Annotated in this window: 17 protein-coding genes; 10 read left to right on the top strand and 7 right to left on the bottom strand. The window is 36.6% G+C overall.

The window, feature by feature from the left end:
- Positions 1-279: 279 nt before the first annotated feature.
- Positions 280-1,587, top strand: coding sequence for an AAA-type ATPase lid domain-containing protein (locus ACIQXF_RS07685; protein WP_402780974.1), 1,308 nt, complete (start codon positions 280-282; stop codon positions 1,585-1,587).
- Between the two features lie 179 nt (positions 1,588-1,766).
- Here the strand turns inward: ACIQXF_RS07685 and yugI are convergent, their stop codons facing one another.
- The 3 genes from yugI to ACIQXF_RS07700 form a co-directional block, all read right to left on the bottom strand.
- Positions 1,767-2,144: a S1 domain-containing post-transcriptional regulator GSP13 gene (yugI, locus tag ACIQXF_RS07690; protein WP_402780977.1), complete on the bottom strand. Its 378-nt coding sequence runs from the start codon at positions 2,142-2,144 to the stop codon at positions 1,767-1,769.
- A gap of 86 nt (positions 2,145-2,230) precedes the next feature.
- Positions 2,231-3,871 carry a hypothetical protein gene (locus ACIQXF_RS07695; protein WP_402780980.1) on the bottom strand — a complete coding sequence of 547 codons (1,641 nt, stop codon included), beginning with the start codon at positions 3,869-3,871 and terminating at the stop codon, positions 2,231-2,233.
- Positions 3,864-4,412, bottom strand: coding sequence for an RNA polymerase sigma factor (locus tag ACIQXF_RS07700; protein WP_402780983.1), 549 nt, complete (start codon positions 4,410-4,412; stop codon positions 3,864-3,866). The genes ACIQXF_RS07695 and ACIQXF_RS07700 overlap by 8 nt, the downstream gene beginning before the upstream one ends.
- A gap of 220 nt (positions 4,413-4,632) precedes the next feature.
- Between ACIQXF_RS07700 and ACIQXF_RS07705 the strand changes: the two genes are divergently transcribed.
- Positions 4,633-5,967 (top strand): sodium-dependent transporter, encoded by a 1,335-nt coding sequence (locus tag ACIQXF_RS07705; RefSeq protein WP_402780986.1) that lies wholly within the window; start codon positions 4,633-4,635, stop codon positions 5,965-5,967.
- Between the two features lie 82 nt (positions 5,968-6,049).
- Here ACIQXF_RS07705 and ACIQXF_RS07710 read toward each other — a convergent pair whose 3' ends face one another.
- A complete protein-coding gene (locus ACIQXF_RS07710; RefSeq protein ID WP_402780989.1) occupies positions 6,050-6,310 on the bottom strand; it encodes a DUF1871 family protein in 261 nt (86 codons plus the stop codon).
- A gap of 72 nt (positions 6,311-6,382) precedes the next feature.
- Between ACIQXF_RS07710 and ACIQXF_RS07715 the strand changes: the two genes are divergently transcribed.
- From ACIQXF_RS07715 to ACIQXF_RS07725, 3 genes are all read left to right on the top strand, one after another.
- Complete coding sequence (locus ACIQXF_RS07715) at positions 6,383-7,555, top strand: MalY/PatB family protein (RefSeq protein ID WP_402780992.1); 1,173 nt, start codon at positions 6,383-6,385, stop codon at positions 7,553-7,555.
- A 119-nt stretch (positions 7,556-7,674) separates the two neighbouring features.
- Positions 7,675-8,016: a helix-turn-helix domain-containing protein gene (locus ACIQXF_RS07720; RefSeq protein WP_402780995.1), complete on the top strand. Its 342-nt coding sequence runs from the start codon at positions 7,675-7,677 to the stop codon at positions 8,014-8,016.
- A 43-nt stretch (positions 8,017-8,059) separates the two neighbouring features.
- Positions 8,060-8,548, top strand: coding sequence for an AraC family transcriptional regulator (locus ACIQXF_RS07725; protein WP_402780998.1), 489 nt, complete (start codon positions 8,060-8,062; stop codon positions 8,546-8,548).
- A 329-nt stretch (positions 8,549-8,877) separates the two neighbouring features.
- Here ACIQXF_RS07725 and ACIQXF_RS07730 read toward each other — a convergent pair whose 3' ends face one another.
- Together ACIQXF_RS07730 and ACIQXF_RS07735 are read right to left on the bottom strand one after the other, a co-directional pair.
- A complete protein-coding gene (locus ACIQXF_RS07730; protein ID WP_402781001.1) occupies positions 8,878-9,090 on the bottom strand; it encodes a hypothetical protein in 213 nt (70 codons plus the stop codon).
- Positions 9,091-9,111: 21 nt separating this feature from the next.
- Entirely contained in the window at positions 9,112-9,699 is a 588-nt protein-coding gene (locus tag ACIQXF_RS07735; RefSeq protein WP_402781004.1) for a peptidylprolyl isomerase, read from the bottom strand.
- Positions 9,700-10,063: 364 nt separating this feature from the next.
- Between ACIQXF_RS07735 and ACIQXF_RS07740 the strand changes: the two genes are divergently transcribed.
- Entirely contained in the window at positions 10,064-11,914 is a 1,851-nt protein-coding gene (locus tag ACIQXF_RS07740) for a transglycosylase domain-containing protein (protein ID WP_402781007.1), read from the top strand.
- 135 nt (positions 11,915-12,049) lie between these two features.
- Here the strand turns inward: ACIQXF_RS07740 and ACIQXF_RS07745 are convergent, their stop codons facing one another.
- The gene (locus ACIQXF_RS07745; protein WP_402781010.1) at positions 12,050-12,613 is read right to left on the bottom strand and encodes a DUF5366 family protein; all 564 of its coding nucleotides are present in this window, start codon (positions 12,611-12,613) and stop codon (positions 12,050-12,052) included.
- A 154-nt stretch (positions 12,614-12,767) separates the two neighbouring features.
- Here ACIQXF_RS07745 and ACIQXF_RS07750 point away from each other — a divergent pair, with 154 nt between their 5' ends.
- Genes ACIQXF_RS07750 through ACIQXF_RS07765 form a run of 4 tightly spaced genes read left to right on the top strand, consistent with a single transcriptional unit; the run spans position 12,768 to position 17,412 of the window.
- Entirely contained in the window at positions 12,768-15,182 is a 2,415-nt protein-coding gene (locus tag ACIQXF_RS07750) for a Na+/H+ antiporter subunit A (protein ID WP_402781013.1), read from the top strand.
- A complete protein-coding gene (locus ACIQXF_RS07755) occupies positions 15,169-15,591 on the top strand; it encodes a Na(+)/H(+) antiporter subunit B (protein WP_249075124.1) in 423 nt (140 codons plus the stop codon). The genes ACIQXF_RS07750 and ACIQXF_RS07755 overlap by 14 nt, the downstream gene beginning before the upstream one ends.
- Positions 15,591-15,932 (top strand): Na(+)/H(+) antiporter subunit C, encoded by a 342-nt coding sequence (locus tag ACIQXF_RS07760; RefSeq protein WP_402781018.1) that lies wholly within the window; start codon positions 15,591-15,593, stop codon positions 15,930-15,932. The genes ACIQXF_RS07755 and ACIQXF_RS07760 overlap by 1 nt, the downstream gene beginning before the upstream one ends.
- A complete protein-coding gene (locus ACIQXF_RS07765; RefSeq protein WP_402781021.1) occupies positions 15,925-17,412 on the top strand; it encodes a Na+/H+ antiporter subunit D in 1,488 nt (495 codons plus the stop codon). Before ACIQXF_RS07760 ends, ACIQXF_RS07765 begins: the two co-directional genes overlap by 8 nt.
- Position 17,413 lies beyond the last annotated feature (1 nt).

Here is a 17,413-nt window from a genome sequence, read left to right on the forward strand (position 1 = left end):
ATGCGCTCACCACCGATAATCAGTGGGTAATCTTGACCTAAATAACTCTCAACTTTATTTAAAGCTTCTACATATGCGTTGTAGTTAGCCTCTTGTGAAAAATCTGTGAATGGTTCGTGTTTGTATGAAATCATTCTTTAATCCTCCCTTGTGAAATGTATTTAAGTGTACAAAAATTGTTGACGCAAAATATTTTTGCGTATAGAATATTCTTACACTTATAATAATGCAAAATTTAGTTGCATATTTCAAGTAAAAAATATTTGAGGTGCGCATTTTATGAAAAATTCTGAACCCTTACTACCTTTTTATGATTTTATTGCAACAAATGTATCTGTTGGTATTCACGCTGTAGACCTCTCTGGCAAAACAATTATCTATAATACAAAGATGAAAGAAATTGAAGGATTTCATTTTGATGAATTAGCTGACCGTTCAATTATTGAAATGTTTTCCTTTCGTCAGCATGAAAGTACATTAATGCGTGTTTTACAAACAGGTAAAAAAGAAATTAATGTAAAACAAACCTATTGGAATAAAAATGGACATGAAATTACAACGATTAATGATACTTTTCCACTTTATGTCCAAAATAAACTAATTGGCGCAATAGAATTTGCTCGTGATATTACGTCACTCGAAAAGCTTGTTTATCAGCCCCTTCGTCGATATGGTGAACCTTTAACATTCGACATGATTACATCCGATTCCGAATCAATGCAACAGGTGATCGTAAATGCCAAAAAAGCAGCAGCTGTAAAATTACCTGTTTTACTAATTGGTGAATCTGGTACAGGAAAAGATTTAGTTGCAGAAGGGATGCATCATGCAGCTTCGACTGATCCCGAAGCCTTTGTTACTCTAGTAAGTCGTCGTTCTGCTCAATCTGTTTTAGATAAATTACAGGAGCTTTTACAGGATGATAAGGAATATACTTTTTTCTTTGAACGGATTGATTTTTTAAGCCTCGACATCCAAGAGCAACTATTAGAGTTACTTCAAGCTCTTCCTCAGTCTAAATACATGCTGATTGGGAGCGTAGGAAGTGATCCCATTACATTGATTGCGGAAAAGAAACTTTCCAAATCTCTATATTATTTCTTTGCAACAATGGCTATTACCATTCCAAATTTAACCGATCGAAAAGAAGATATTCTTCCATTCGTGGATGATTACTTTAACCGTCATCGCGAACGATTTGCGTCAAATGTAGCGGAACTGGCACCTGATGTACAGGATTTATTCTTGCAATATGATTGGCCAGGTAATTTAAAGGAGCTCGAGTTACTACTAGATGAAATTGTGTCGTTTATGACGACTGAATCAACAGTTACTTCAGATTTGCTCCCTCTGCATTTTCGTTTCAAGGTACAGCAGCAAGATGCATCCAATCGTGAGCCAGAATTCTTTATGTTCCACCAACAAAATGATGTCATGCCACTCGATGCTTATTTACGTGAAGCCGAATCATATTATGTGCAAAATGTCTTAAATTTATATGAAGGCAATATTACAAAGGCTGCAAGTGCACTTGGTATGAGTCGTCAAAATCTACAATATCGAATTCGAAAAATAAAAAATCAATAATTATACTTAAATGAAAAACGAGGATGCCTTCGCATGAAAGCATCCTCGTTTTTATTACCGGGCCGTAAAGCGAAGCATCCTGTTCAAGACTCCCAACTCAACATTCGGTGGGAGAACTGACCATAAAGACTAAAAACAATCAGTGAGGATGAAAAATCCTCACTGATTGAAGTTTCACTTTATTGCCCTGACTGTTCAATCCAGTCCTGTAATTTATCTTTTAGGGAATTAAAACCATTTGCATCCGATTCATCTACTCGATCCTGCAATGATTTACGTGGTGGTATATCTTTTTTACGCAATGTTGCTGGGCGCTCTTGCAAAGCTCGAATCGATAAACTAATTTTTTCGGCCTCTTCATCGATTTCAAGTATCTTTACTTCTACCTCTTGCCCAACCGTTAAAAATTCACTAACGTCCTTTACAAAGCCGTACGTAATTTCGGAAATATGCACAAGGCCTTGTGTATCTTCATCAAGCGCAACAAATGCACCATACGGCTGTATACCTGTAACTTTTCCAGTCAACACGTCCCCTAATTCATATTTTTTTACCATAACCTTTTGCCCACTTTCTTTTTGTTTGCTACGTATATATCACATTAAATTATAACATACGCGCAAAAGCGGAGCAAAAAATCTCATTATTCGTTAATAGCGGTAATAAGGCAACGTTGCTCTCCTTTTCCTGTTACTACCGTGCTTAACTGGAAAGACATCTGCCGACCTATGACACTATATGCTTCTTTTTTAACACTCACTCTCATAATAATTGGCGACTTACCTGTTTCATAAAGGGCCATAAAATTATCCATACCATCAAATTGAACAACCGTATCGATATCCACATCATCAGACAATAGCCTTTGTGCTGTTTCTCGATCATGAATCCCGTGAGCGTATAAAAATAAACTAACGATGTTAATTGGATTTAATGTGTCGATAATTGTATCATCCTTGGTTTTAGCATACTCATTGTAAAGTGTTTTAGTTTGCTCAATCCAATTATCATCAATCGCCAAACTTGTTGAACCATCTTCTGTCTGCATAAATGTGTCTGCTCTTAAACGTAAAATGCCCATCCATATATCGTACGTTGTTAATTGTTCTAGCGTTTTAGATTGTCCCGTTAGTTCGACTTCATTTAGTATTGCATGCGCGGTTTCTCGTAATGCCTCACCATATTTGCCTTTCGCAATTGTTGTTAATAGTTCCAGATAATCGGATTTTAATTGTCCATTCTTTGATTGAATAGGATTCGCATCTGTGCCTTTTAAAATAGCAAGCCACGTATTTTCAAATTCTCCCTTTAAAACGTTATAATTATCACTCTCTGTACTATCGTCAGTTAAAAGGGTTTGTTCGTATTGGCGTAAAATATTTGCCGAATCCTCTACAGGATAACGTAAATCTCCAGCAACAAGTAACGAGCCTGTAGCCAAATATTTAAAATACCCTAATACATCTGGATGAAGGCGATCTATATAATCTGGTGCTTCTGCTCCGAATACGGGATTAGGTCGAAAACTAAAACGATATCCATCATTTTGCAATTCAAAATATTGTTTTTCCGCTGCAGCAATTAATGTCGTTAGGTCTGCCGGTAAATTTTTTGGTTTTTGAGATAAAATCTTGTCATATGGAGCAAGCTGATTATTATAATATTGCATAATGTCTTCAGTTAAGTTGGAATATCTACTAAAAAAATAATAAGATTCTTCAAATGACATAGGATCTACGTAAGTATCAATAAGCTCTATTTGCTCACGTGGCGTTTGTAGATCTTCTAGTATATTATTTTCTAGCTTTTTTAAATAATCATTATTCGAAATCTCTATATACATTTCTTTTCTTTTTGATAAATTATTAAGTTCACTCTCTACAAGTTGTACTGATGTAAATTTCTCAAACATTTGTTCTGGTATATTGAGTTCTTGTTGCATTTGTTCAAGCTTTTCTTGATATTTCTCCTTCAAATTTGATAGCCATTCATCATACTCGATTCTTTGTTCGTGTTCTTCCGTTTGAACAACTGTTGATGGTTTAATCACATAGGAAGAAACTAATACTCCCACTAAGAGAACACTCGCAATGCTTGCAATCCAAACAGCTGATTTTTGCCATTTTGAAGGAGATTTTTGAACAGTCAGTGGTTCCTGTGCTTGCTGAGTCGCGTTCTCCGCCTCAATTTGTGCGAAAACGGCGTCTGGATCTAGTTGTAGTTCCATGCGATCATAGGATTTTTTTAGAAGCTCCATGCGTTTTTCAAACTGTTTATCATCCATTTTCCACACTCCCTTCTTGCATTAACACCGCTTTGAGTTTTTCTTTTGCTCGCAATATACGAACTTTAACCGTCGATAACGAGATATTTAGTACCTCTGCTATTTCTTCATACTTCAATTCGTGAAAGTAAAATAATACGAGAGGATAACGGTATTTTTCATCAAGTGCTTGAATGGCATTGTGTAAAAGCTTATCCTCTTCAAATAAAAGGACGTCATCTTCTGCGGAGGAAGATGACATTTGCGGTTGTGCATTAAGCTTTTCCTCCTTTGCCTGCTCTCGTTGTTCTTTGCGATAATAATCACGTGTAGCATTCAGCGTGATTTTATAGAGCCAGGTCGTAAAACGATCATGCTTAAACTGATGTAAAAAACGATATAGCTTCACGAATACCTCCTGTGAAACATCTGCTAAATCATTGCTATGTACGCCACATTGAAAGGCAAACTTTTCAACTGTTCGTTGATGAATTCGAATAAGTTCGATATAGGCATCTTTGTCTCCTCGCTGTGCCCTTGCTATTAATTCGGCCTCTGCCAAAACTATCCCCTCCTTTTGTTTATGGAACGCTTAAACCTCGCCAATTGTTACACAGTTTAGATGCCATTTACCCAAAAAGGAAACACCTTACTGATATGTCATCATTCTATAACCCTACAGTCCCTAATGAACAAATATCTATCAGCAATTTTCTGATATTTGCTTGTGTTATGAAAATATTGCGGTAAAATAAAACTTTAGTATAAGGAGGATTTATTTCGTGTCGTCGAGAGATCAATTTACAACTAAAATTGGATTTATTTTAGCTGCCGCCGGAAGTGCTATAGGATTAGGTGCTATATGGAAGTTCCCATACATGGCAGGTACAAATGGCGGTAGTGTCTTTATTTTATTATTCATCTTATGTACATTCTTTATCGGCTTACCAGTGCTCATTGCTGAGTTTATGATTGGTCGCCGAGGACAAAAGGATGCAGTGACATCATTTAAAGAACAAGCACCAGGAAAACCGTGGTATATGATAGGCTGGGGCGGTATGGTCATTGCAGGTCTTATCCTGTCATTCTATAGTGTTGTTGGTGGCTGGATTTTAAGTTACTTGGGTCGCGCTATTACGTTTAAGCTAACAAACGCTGGTTCGGATATAAACTATGCAGATTTATTTGGAAGTATTATTTCGAGCCCATTTGAAGCAGTTCTTGTACAAGGGCTATTTATGCTATTGACAGTAGTCATCGTCTCAGCAGGTATCAAGGGTGGTATTGAAAAAGCTAGTACTTGGATGATGCCTCTTCTCTTCATTTTCTTCATTGTGTTAGTAATACGCTCTTTAACTTTAGACGGGGCAATGGAAGGCGTTAAATTTATGTTTGTACCTGATTGGTCTTACCTTAACGCTAAAACTTTTTTAATGGCATTGGGACAAGCATTCTTCTCGTTAAGTGTAGGTATTGCTGTCATGATTACCTATGCTTCCTATCTGTCTAAAACGGAGAAGATTGGTAACTCAGCTATTAATGTAGCATCTATGAATATTATCATTTCTTTACTTGCAGGTCTTGTTATTTTCCCGGCAGTATTTGCGCTTGGTTATACGCCTGATCAAGGACCTGGCCTTGTATTCATTATTTTGCCGGCAGTTTTTGAGCAGTTACCTCTAGGTGGTTTATTCTTAACAATCTTCTTTATCCTGTTATTATTTGCCACAGTAACTTCTTCGATTTCAATGTTAGAAATTGTCGTGGCCATTGCTATCGGAGACAAACCAGAAAAACGTAAAAAGGTTGCTTGGATTGGTGGAATCATTATTTTTATCGTTGGTATTCCAAGTGCCCTATCTTTTGGCATCCTTTCTGACGTAAAGATTTTAGACCGCTCTATCTTTGACTTTGTTGACTTTATTACCAATAATATCGGCATGCCAATCGGAGCCTTACTGATCTCCATCTTTGCAGGCTATTATTATACAAAGGACATTTCACGTAATGAGCTTGCATCATCTAGTCTGATGTTCAATGCTTGGTATATATTAATTCGTTATGTTTCTCCTATAGCCATATTAACTATTTTCATTCAGGGGATTTTATTTAAATAAGAGCGTTAAAACCAAATTAAAAACGAGGTTGTCTCATCAATTTAATGACAACCTCGTTTTTCTATAAAAAGCAAAAGCATCGTTAAATAATACATTTTGCTTCAAATTTAATCGCAATTAGTTTATATGAAATGGCTACACAATCTTCAAATGGAATCCATTCTTCAAACGAATGCTCATATGTTTCTTGAATAACCTTTGCAAGCACAGATGGATCATCAATACCTTGCAATGCTGCTACAACATCTGCTGTTTCCGTATCATAATGGTTTGGACCTAAGTGGAATGGATCCCACTCCTCTAGCAGATGTACAGCTGCTTGATTCATTTTTATATTTTCCAAAATACTCACCTATTATCCTTTTATCATACTCGTATGATACCATAGTAAATAAAAAAGAAAAGAGTGATTTGCTTGTCAATTTTCGATCAAATGAATAAACGTCGTTATACAAACTCTGTAAAATGGGACGCAATGGAAACAGTATATGGACTAAAAGATGCTTCTGACATACTCCCAATGTGGGTAGCAGATATGGACTTCGTTGCACCTGCAGCTGTATCTAAGGCACTACAAGAACATGCTGAAAAGACTGTTTTCGGCTATAGTTTTGTAAGTGAGGAAGCTATACAATCGATAGTTGCCTGGCAGAATACTCGCCATGGTTGGCATATTGAAAAAGAATCTATTCTATTCTGCAACGGCGTTGTCGCTGCTTTGGCTAATAGTATTACAGCATTGACAAATCCAGGTGATAAAGTACTGATTTCCTCACCTGTTTATCCGCCATTCTATAATATACCTAAAAGTAATGCTCGAGAGATTGTTAGCTGTCCTTTAGTAGAAAAAGACGGAGCTTTTGTCTATGACTTTGAAGCCTTTGAACAGGCACTTGCTCAAAATGTGAAAGCTTACATATTGTGTAACCCGCATAATCCAGGGGGCTATGTATGGGATGAAGTGACTTTAAAGGAAATCGTACGCATTTGTGCAAAATATGATGTCCTTATTATTTCCGATGAAATTCATTCTGATTTGATGTTAGACGGGGCAAAGCATACACCACTTGCAAAAATTGCAGGTGATGAAATCGATCGTATTATTACATGCATGGCACCGACCAAAACATTTAACCTAGCTGGTATTCAGGCTGCCTATATGATTGTCACAGATAAGAAAAAGCGTTTGCAGTTAGAAGCAATAAATATGGCAAGTGGGCAAGGTTCACTAAATACCTTTGCTTCTGTTGCACTTCAAGCAGCTTATACAGAGTGTACTCCTTGGTTAGATGAGTTACTTACTTACATTTCAAACAATATGGACTATGTGATTACCGAATTAGAACAACTTCCAGGCATTCAAGTTACAAAACCTCAGGGTACTTATTTGCTTTGGATTGATTATCGAGAATCAGGGCTTAATGAAGAAGAAATCATGAAACGCCTACTAGAAAATGGTAAGCTTGCATTAGAGCCTGGGACAAAATATGGCGAAGAGGGTCGCGGTTTCCTGCGTATGAACGTTGCTTGTTCATTTGATACAGTGAAAGACGGTGTTCAACGCTTTAAGCAAGCACTTCAACAATAGTAGTAATCTGTTAAGGATATCTTATGTTTTTCTGAGATATCCTTTTTTGTTTAAAAAATATATCTCAAATGGAGACTAAGTGTTTGTTATAATGAATAAAACTTGATTGGCGTGAAGACATGGATGAATACATTCGATTGATGAACAAATCCGAAGATTATATTGAAAGCCATCTGAGCGAAAAAATCTCACTAGATGATTTAGCAAATAATGTAAATATATCTAAATATCATTTCCATCGTATATTTAGCAAATGCAATGACGAGATGGTGAAACAGTTTATTACTAGAATAAAAGTGGAGCGATCAGGGGTATTTCTCGCAGTCCGCGATGATTTGAGCATCACAGATATTGCTCTCCAATATGGCTACAATGATGCGAGCACCTTCAACAAAGCTTTTAAGAAGTATATGGGAATGTCCCCCTTAGAATACAGGAAAGCAAGAAACGACAAGAAATAGCAGATAGTCTCCTCTATAACTTAAGTTAAGGGAGATGATATTAATGGAAAAACCAACGATCACTGTAGAAAGTATTGAAATGAAAGTAATCTATGTACGCTTCAAAGGAAATTATGTCGAGTATAGAAAAAATAGTCGTAAGATGTTCAATGAACTATTCAAATTCGCAAAAAAATATGAACTTATCAAAGATAATGTCACAAAGGTAATGACTATATACCATGACAATCCTTTCGTAACTGATTCAGAAAATTTACGAACTAGCGTAGCAATGACGGTTTCATCAGATACTGCAATTGAAGAAGAAGGACAAATCGGTACGATGACTTTTGGTGGAAAATACGCAGTATTACATTATGATTTAACGCTGGGTGAGTATGAAGAAGCTTGGAAATATGCTTATTCTGATTTGTTACTGAATAATGGCGAATATACAATGAGAGATTCATTCCCATTTGAATTATACGTTACTGAACCACCCAAAAACTTCAAAGCTAAGAGCAAGACAGATATTTATGTTCCGATTGAGTAAAATACAATATGTGAATAAATACACTTAAACTCCCATGAAAGAATGTAATAACCTTTCATTTTCTGTGGTGAAGTGCTCATTTTTGCGCTATATGAATGGCTAACGGAGGACTTTAGTGCAACAAGGGTTTCAAAAATAATTAAACTTAATCTACCATATTCAATAAGAGCAAGTTTTGACCTTTTTTCAAAACTTGCTCTTTAGTTTTGTTCTTAAATCATGGTTAATATCGTTAATTTAATCAAATTTTACTACAAAGCTACAAGCATGTGGTTCATGTGAAAGTATGATGCCCTGCAGCCGTTAATGACTGCAGGGCATCTAGTACACTAAAGATTTTGCTGATTGTTTGTATTTTGTTTCTCGGCTAAAATACGCGCTTCTATTTCCTTTGATTTCATTTCTTGTTTTTTAGAAATTTTACGGAAAATGATAAATACAGCAATACATAAAATAAGTACAAATAAAAATTCAAATGCCGCAGGAACATAGCCTGATTTATCTTCTGGGAAATATAAAAACTGATACATTAAATGTTTCATATTTACACGTCCTTACAATGATTATTCAAATACTGTAATTGACTCAATTTTCACATCTTCTAACGGTTTATCACGGAAATCTTTCTCTACATCTGCAATTTTGTCTATAACGTCCATTCCTTCAACAACATGACCGAAAACTGTATGTTTATGATCTAACCAAGGTGTACCACCATTTTGAGCATATGCTTCAATAATTTCTTCCGGGAAGCCAGCACCTTGTAATTGGCGAAGCATATCGCTAGGAAGGTGTTTCATTTGAACGATAAAGAATTGTGAACCATTCGTGTTCGGACCTGCGTTTGCCATTGAAAGAGCACCGCGAAGATTAAATACTTTATCTGAGAATTCATCTTCAAAAGAATTACCCCAAATAGATTCGCCACCCATACCTGTACCAGTTGGGTCACCGCCTTGAATCATAAAGTCTTGGATAACACGGTGGAAAATAATGCCGTTATAGTAACCTGACTTCGCATGTCCTAAGAAGTTTTCAACCGTTTTTGGTGCATGCTCCGGGAATAACTTAATCTTGATGGCACCTAAAGTAGTTTGCATTTCTACAAGTACTTCGCCTGCTTGTACTTCTGATGTTAATTGTGGAAACATTGGAGTCTCTCCTTTAAATGTAAAATTTCAGTTTCAATGAAAATGATAGTGGATTATCATTTCTGACCTCATTTTAGTCTAACACACTTCTTAATGGTTTTCTTCACCAAAGTATTGACGATTTTTTGCACTTTTAATTTTTGGGCTAATAATCAAAGCGTGGAATTGATTTCCGTATTTTCCCAACCGTTCGTGATAAGTCAACTTCATGGAAAATTTATAATAGTATTTAAACGTGTCAAGAGTTCTTAATATTGCTATCCAAGATTTTTGATAAAGTGCAAATAGGTCTGAACGAGTATTTGGAAACCATCCAAATTATGTTATTCTGTTGAATGGACTCATATATAGAGTGGAGGCACACATGAAAAAGGCTTTTGGTTTTTTTATCATTCTACTATCCTTACCTGTCCTTTGGTTGGTTAGTACAAATATTAGGACAGAAATCAATACGGCAAAAGCACATGAGGAGCAAATTGCTAGTGCTATTCATTTACCGGAAGTACAGTCACAGCTTCCAGTAACACTGATTGATCAAGACGGCAAAACATTTAGCGAAGAATATGTTGAATGGCGGCAACCTCTTACATTACAAGAAATCCCACAGATTGCCCAGGAAATTTTTATCGCAAGTGAGGACGCTCATTTTTATGAGCATATTGGCTTTGACCTCAGTGCTATCATCCGTGCAGTTGTTGCTAACTCAAGCACAAATTCAGCTTCTCAAGGTGGTAGCACTATTACACAGCAACTTGTTCGTATGCGTTATTTATCGGAGGAAAAAACATATGAGCGAAAATTAACAGAACTTTTTTATTCCTATAAGCTTGAGAAAGAATTTGATAAAGACGCGATATTAACGATGTATCTAAATGAATCCTATTTTAGCAATCAAGTTTATGGAATCGGTGGTGCAGCTACATATTATTTCCAGAAACCAATTCAAGAATTATCTAATGCTGAAATTGCATTTATTGCTGCTATCCCAAACAACCCCTCACTTTATAATCCTTTAAAAAATTTTGACAAAACGAAAGCGAGGCAGGAGAGGTTATTAGACACACTTGCGGCAAGTGGTGCTATAACAACAGAAGATGCAACTACCTATAAAGCTGAAGTCATTACGTTAAATGTTAAGAATAAAGTTCAAAACTATCCTATGTACAGCACTTACGTCCTACAAGAGCTTAGATGGTTAGTTGCGGAAAAAGAAGGCTATGCAGATCGTCTTGCCAATGCACAAAGTGAGGAAGAAAAGAAAAATATTAAAGCACAGCTAGACAAACAGATCAATACTTTATATCAAAATGGACTTACGATATACACTGCACTTAATCCAAGTAAACAAGCACATGATGAGGAAAACATGACTGCCATTCTAGGTTCAGGCAAGTTACAGGCGGCAGGGGCAGTTATAGATAATACATCACGTGAAATTGTTAGTCTCTATGCTGGAAAAAACTATGAAAAATTTGATTTTCACCGTGCCTTTCAAGGTACACGGCAGCCAGGCTCTGCCTTTAAGCCACTTGCGGTTTATGCTCCGTTCTTTGAAACGACAGCACACACACCCGATTCCATAGTCAATGGTGGTAATTACTGTGTAGGTTCATTTTGTCCTAAAAACTACGGCGGCTTTAAGTACGGTGATGTTCCCATTCAAGTGGCATTTCGACATAGCTACAATACATCAGCTCTCCGTCTCTTTAACACTGTTGGAATTGATACAGCCTTTAGTTACTTAGATCGCTTTCACTTCCGCTCCATTGTAGCAAAAGACCATGATTATGCTGCATCTTTGGGAGGATTAACATATGGTGTTACTGCATTAGAGTTAGCAGATGCCTATACGAGCTTTATAGATGGTTCATATGTTTTTGCCCATAGCATTCGTAAAGTGACGGCAACCGATGGAACCGAGCTTTATAGTTGGGATACAGCACGCGATCAAATCTGGTCACCAAAAACGGTAAAATATATGCGTACATTGCTTGCGGATGTTGTAGCGAACGGCACAGGACAAGGCGTTTATAGTAGAAGCAGTTATATCGGTGCCAAAACAGGAACAACTAATGACTATCGCGATTATTGGCTAGCTGGTTTAACTGCTGAATATACAGCAGCAGTGTGGATTGGCTACGATAAGCCACAATCTATGGAGAAATTAGAAGCTTATAAGATTCATCATCGATTATTTAACATATTACTAGAATAAAGCTAATTGAATACATTCACTATAAATGAAATCTTCAATATAAAAGGAGCAGTCCATAGTAAATCACTACGGGGACTGCTCCTTTCATTGTATAAAGTTGCTATGTACTTTGATAAATACTAATTAACAAGACTTCTACTTAGCAAATGGTAAACTTGCCAAAATACCATTGTACAATTTTAAAACGACATAAACTAAAAGCGATAATAGTATTATCCACATAAAAAGCTCAAATACAAGTAAACCAATCGTTCCACCCATCGACATAAAATGGCTCATTTTAAAGATAAGGTAAATAAAATAGATAAAAACGGTTAAGACAAAAATACCTATTAAAGCATAAATAAATTGAATAGCAAAGGCAGAACAGATCGCGCCAACGAATAAGATGATATAACCAGATCTTGCTTGGCTTACTGTCGTACCATCGTTATCTTTTGAAAAAAATAACATCCCCAGCTCATGAATAGTTTCCCCTACTAATTTTAATGCCGAAAATAACATAAAAAAGATCACAGCAAAGACGATTAGTAAAAAAACACGTAGTTCAAAATCTGATAAAAATTCACGCATGCCAGAATAAACACCAATTGAATGAAAAACTTGCAAAGATTCACTTACAGCATACATTCCAAACGTTAAACTAAACAATAAAATTGTAATTAATGGTAAATAACCATAAATATAAGGGTTTCTCATAAAAATTTTTTTCCTCTGTTTTTATTGATAACTTCCTATTTATAATATAGCCAAAATTCTTCCACTACCGCAAGTCAAATCCTATTGATGCGTATGCATTCATACTAAAAGTACGTTATAATTAACATACTTACCTGCATAAAGGAGGATTTTTTTGTTACAAGTACTTTATATTTTTATTCCAATGCTAGCTGCAATTTTAGTGCCATTTTTATATAAAAGCATTAAACATATTCACACAGGTTGGTTTGTTCTTGCAGTACCTGCTACACTCGCAATTATTTACGCCTCTTATATTGCAAAAGTAGCAGAAGGTGAAGTATTTCTTGCAGAGCTTCCTTGGATTCCATCGCTTGATATTTCCGTTGTTTCTTATTTAGATGGACTTAGCTTGCTATTCTCATTACTAATTACTGGAATCGGCTCATTGGTCGTACTTTACTCTATTTTTTACTTAGACAAACATAAAGAAAAATTACATAATTTTTATGTTTACTTACTATTATTTATGACCGCTATGCTAGGAGTAGTACAGTCAGATCATTTAATTACTTTGTACTTCTTCTGGGAGTTAACTTCTATTTCATCATTTTTACTGATCGGCTATTGGTATACTCGTGATGCCTCTCGCTTTGGTGCACTTAAGTCAATGATGATTACAGTTGGTGGCGGCTTAATGATGTTGGGGGGATTCATCCTTCTTTATATAATGGGGGGAACGTATTCGATCCGTGAACTTATTGTAATGGCACCTAGTCTAGTGCAACATCCATTGTTCACTTGGTCGCTCGTTTTATTACTTCTAGGAGCATTTACGAAATCCGCACAATTCCCATTCTACATTTGGCTACCAGATGCAATGGAAGCGCCAACACCAGTTAGTGCATATCTCCACTCCGCGACAATGGTTAAAGCCGGTATTTATTTAGTTGCTCGCTTTACACCAATTTTTGCTGTTTCTGAACTTTGGGTATGGCTTGTTACAGGTGTAGGTATTTTAACTTTATTCTGGGGCTCCTTCTTCGCAGTGAAGCAAACTGATTTAAAAGGAATACTTGCCTTTTCTACAGTGAGTCAGCTTGGACTTATTATGTCACTGCTTGGCGCTAGTGCTGTAGCATTTCATGACACTGGAGCAACAGATACTATCAAATTTGCTGCTTTTGCGGCGATCTTCCATCTTATTAACCATGCTACGTTTAAAGGTAGCCTATTCATGATTGCAGGTATTATCGATCATGAAACAGGTACACGTGATATTCATAAACTAGGTGGTTTAATGAGTGTTATGCCAATTAGCTTTACGGTCGCGGCAATCGGAAGCTTATCAATGGCTGGTCTACCGCCGTTTAATGGCTTCTTAAGTAAGGAAATGTTCTTAACTGCAATGCTTGCACTTCAAAATTTCGAATTTATCGGTTTTGATACATGGGGAGCCCTCTTCCCGATTATTGCTTGGATTGCTAGCATTTTCACATTTATCTATAGCTTCTATTTTGTCTTTAGAACATTTACTGGTAAATATACACCAGAGAAATTACCTCATAAACCACATGAGGCACCAATTGGCATGCTGATTTCACCGATGATTTTAGCAGCATTAGTCGTAACAATATTCTTTATTCCGAACCTAGTTGGGGATACTTTTGTAAAGCCAGCAGTACAAGCTATTCAACCATTCTTATATGATTCACCAAAGGATATCGATATTCATGTGGCAGCTTGGCATGGTGGTCTTACACCCGAATTACTCATGACAATTGGTATAGTGATTGTTGGGGTTCTATTGTTTGTAGCATTACCAAAATGGCAGGGCATCTATCAAAAATTCCCACGAGCTTTAACATTAAATAATGCATACGACAAGATTATGCTTGGACTCGATGTTGGGTTAAATCGTGTATCACGTCTTTATATGACGGGCTCTATGCGTCACTACCTGCTATATATGTTTAGTAGCATTGCGGCGATTGTAATAGGTTCTTTATTTGTGAAGAATGCCATTACAGTTTCCTTCCAAGACACTGCACCTATTCGTCCTTATGAAATTATTCTAGTAGTGGTTTTAGTCATCGGAACAGCCATAACTATTTTGGCAAAGTCACGTTTAACCGCTATTATAGGGCTTGGTGCTGTAGGTTACACAGTGGCATTATTCTTCGTTATTTTTAATGCTCCTGATTTAGCATTAACACAGCTTGTCATTGAAACGATTTCTGTAGCACTATTTTTACTGGCATTTTACCATTTGCCTAAGCTTGGAAAACGAGAAGAGCGCATGAGATTCCAATTAAATCGGGCGATTGTTTCAATTGCTGTCGGTGTTATGGTTACGCTTTTAGCACTGTCCTCACATTCACAAAAATTGATTCCAACTATTTCGAAATATTATGAGGAAACAGTCTATTCAAAAGCCGGCGGTGGAAACATTGTCAACGTTATCTTAGTAGACTACCGTGGCTTTGATACATTATTTGAAATTACAGTGCTAGGTATTGCTGGAATGGCCATTTTAGCTATGATCAAGCTACGCATGAACAGAAAGGAGAAACCTCATGAAAACAAATGATGTGATAATACAATTTACAGCAAAAATTGTATTCTTCATTATTTTCTTCTTCTCCATTCATATTTTTCTTGCTGGTCATTACACACCTGGGGGCGGCTTTGTTGGTGGACTTTTAACATCGAGTGCCATCGTACTCTTAGTCCTTGCCTTTGACTTAAATACGGTTCGTAAGGTTTTACCAATAAATTATACGTATTTAACAGCAATTGGCTTACTACTAGCCCTTGCAACAGCCGCTTTCCCAATGTTTGTTGGCAAGCCATTTTTTACACATTTCTTTGATTATTTCGATTTACCGCTTCTAGGCAAACAGTCATTACACACGGCGATGCTTTTTGATAGCGGTGTCTATTTGGTTGTTGTCGGCGTTACGATGACCATTATTCAAACGATTGGGGAGGATGAATAATGGAAATAATTATGGCGTTTGTCATCGGCTTTCTGTTTATGGCAGCGATTTATTTAATCTTATCCAAAAGCTTATTGCGCATTATTATTGGGACAGGGCTTTTAAGTCATGGGGCTCATCTTCTCATTTTAACGATGGGTGGACTTGGTGGAGAAGCACCACCTGTTTTAAAGGAAGGGGCAAAAACTTTTGCAGACCCATTACCGCAAGCGCTTATTTTAACAGCGATTGTTATTAGCTTTGGGGTAACCGCTTTTTTCCTTGTACTTGCTTACCGTTCTTACCAAGAGCTCGAGACAGATGATATAAGTTTAATGAGAGGAAGTGATGAGGATGAATAACTTCCTTCTACTACCAATTATCATTCCTTTCTTCTTTGGTATGATTTTAATGTTTGGGCAAAAAAATTTAAAATACCAGCGTTCATTCGCATTGCTTGGTATAGGGCTCGCACTTATATCAGCCATTTCACTGCTAATAAAAGTTAAAAATGATGGTATTCAAAAGTTGACGTTCGGGGATTGGCCTGTGCCGTATGGTATTACGATGGTTTCAGATATGGTGTCCGCACTACTTGTCACAACTACGCTACTTATTGCCATCTTTGTTGTTTGGTATGGCTTTGGTTCCATCACAAAGGAACGCGAACGCTTCTTCTATTATCCTGGTATTATGTTTATTTTAACTGGGGTGAACGGGGCATTTACGACAGGCGATATTTTTAACCTTTTCGTATTCTTCGAGGTATTGTTAATGGCTTCTTATTTGCTCATCGTTCTTGGGGGCGAAAAAGGACAGCTTAAAGGTTCCATTAAATATATTTTAATTAATGTTATTTCATCTGCATTATTTGTTATAACAGTTGCCTTCCTTTACTCTGTAGTAGGTACATTAAATATGGCCGATATTGCAGTAAAAATTGCTGACATTAATCAGCCAGGTATTGTTACTGTTATCGCTGTACTTTTTTTAATGGTATTTGGACTAAAAGCGGCTATTTTCCCGCTATACTTCTGGTTACCAACTTCATATGCGGCGGCACCAATTCCAGTGCTAACGCTATTTGGAGCACTACTAACAAAGGTCGGCATATACGCAATTACGCGCACGTATACATTATTCTTTGTTCATGATTTATCATATACTCATGATTTACTAATGGCATTAGCCATTGCAACCATTATTGCAGGCTGTATTGGTGCACTTGCCTATTACGATGTCAAACTTATAATTATTTATAACATTGTCATAGCGGTAGGTGTTATTTTATTCGGTGTATCTCAAATGAATGAGGTTGCCCTAAAAGGTGCAATGTTTTATTTAATTCATGACATGCTTATTAAAGCAGCGCTATTTATGTTGATCGGTATGATCATATACATTACTGGCACATCTGACTTACGTAAAATGGGCGGTCTTATGAAGAAATATCCAGCTCTCGGTTGGTTCTATTTAATTGCCGCATTAGGTTTAGCAGGAATCCCTCCTCTTAGTGGCTTCGTCGGAAAGCTATTGATTGCACAGGGAGGTTTTGAGGCAGGTAGTATGTGGAGCAGTATATTTATTTTAGCTTCGTCACTTCTTGTTTTATTATCTGTTATTCGCATTTTCCTTTATGCCTTCTGGGGTGAAGAAAAAGAAACAACGGGTACAGTTGATAAAAAAGTCTATAAAACGCTATTTGTGCCTACTGTTCTATTAGTGCTCATTACCGTAGCGTATGGTGTTGGCTCGGAATGGATTACACCATTTATGGACGATGCAGCAAAATTATTAAATGATCCATCTATTTATATAGATGCTGTTTTGAAGGAGGATTAGC

This window comes from Lysinibacillus sp. NPDC097231, assembly GCF_044761885.1.
Classification (GTDB): domain Bacteria; phylum Bacillota; class Bacilli; order Bacillales_A; family Planococcaceae; genus Lysinibacillus.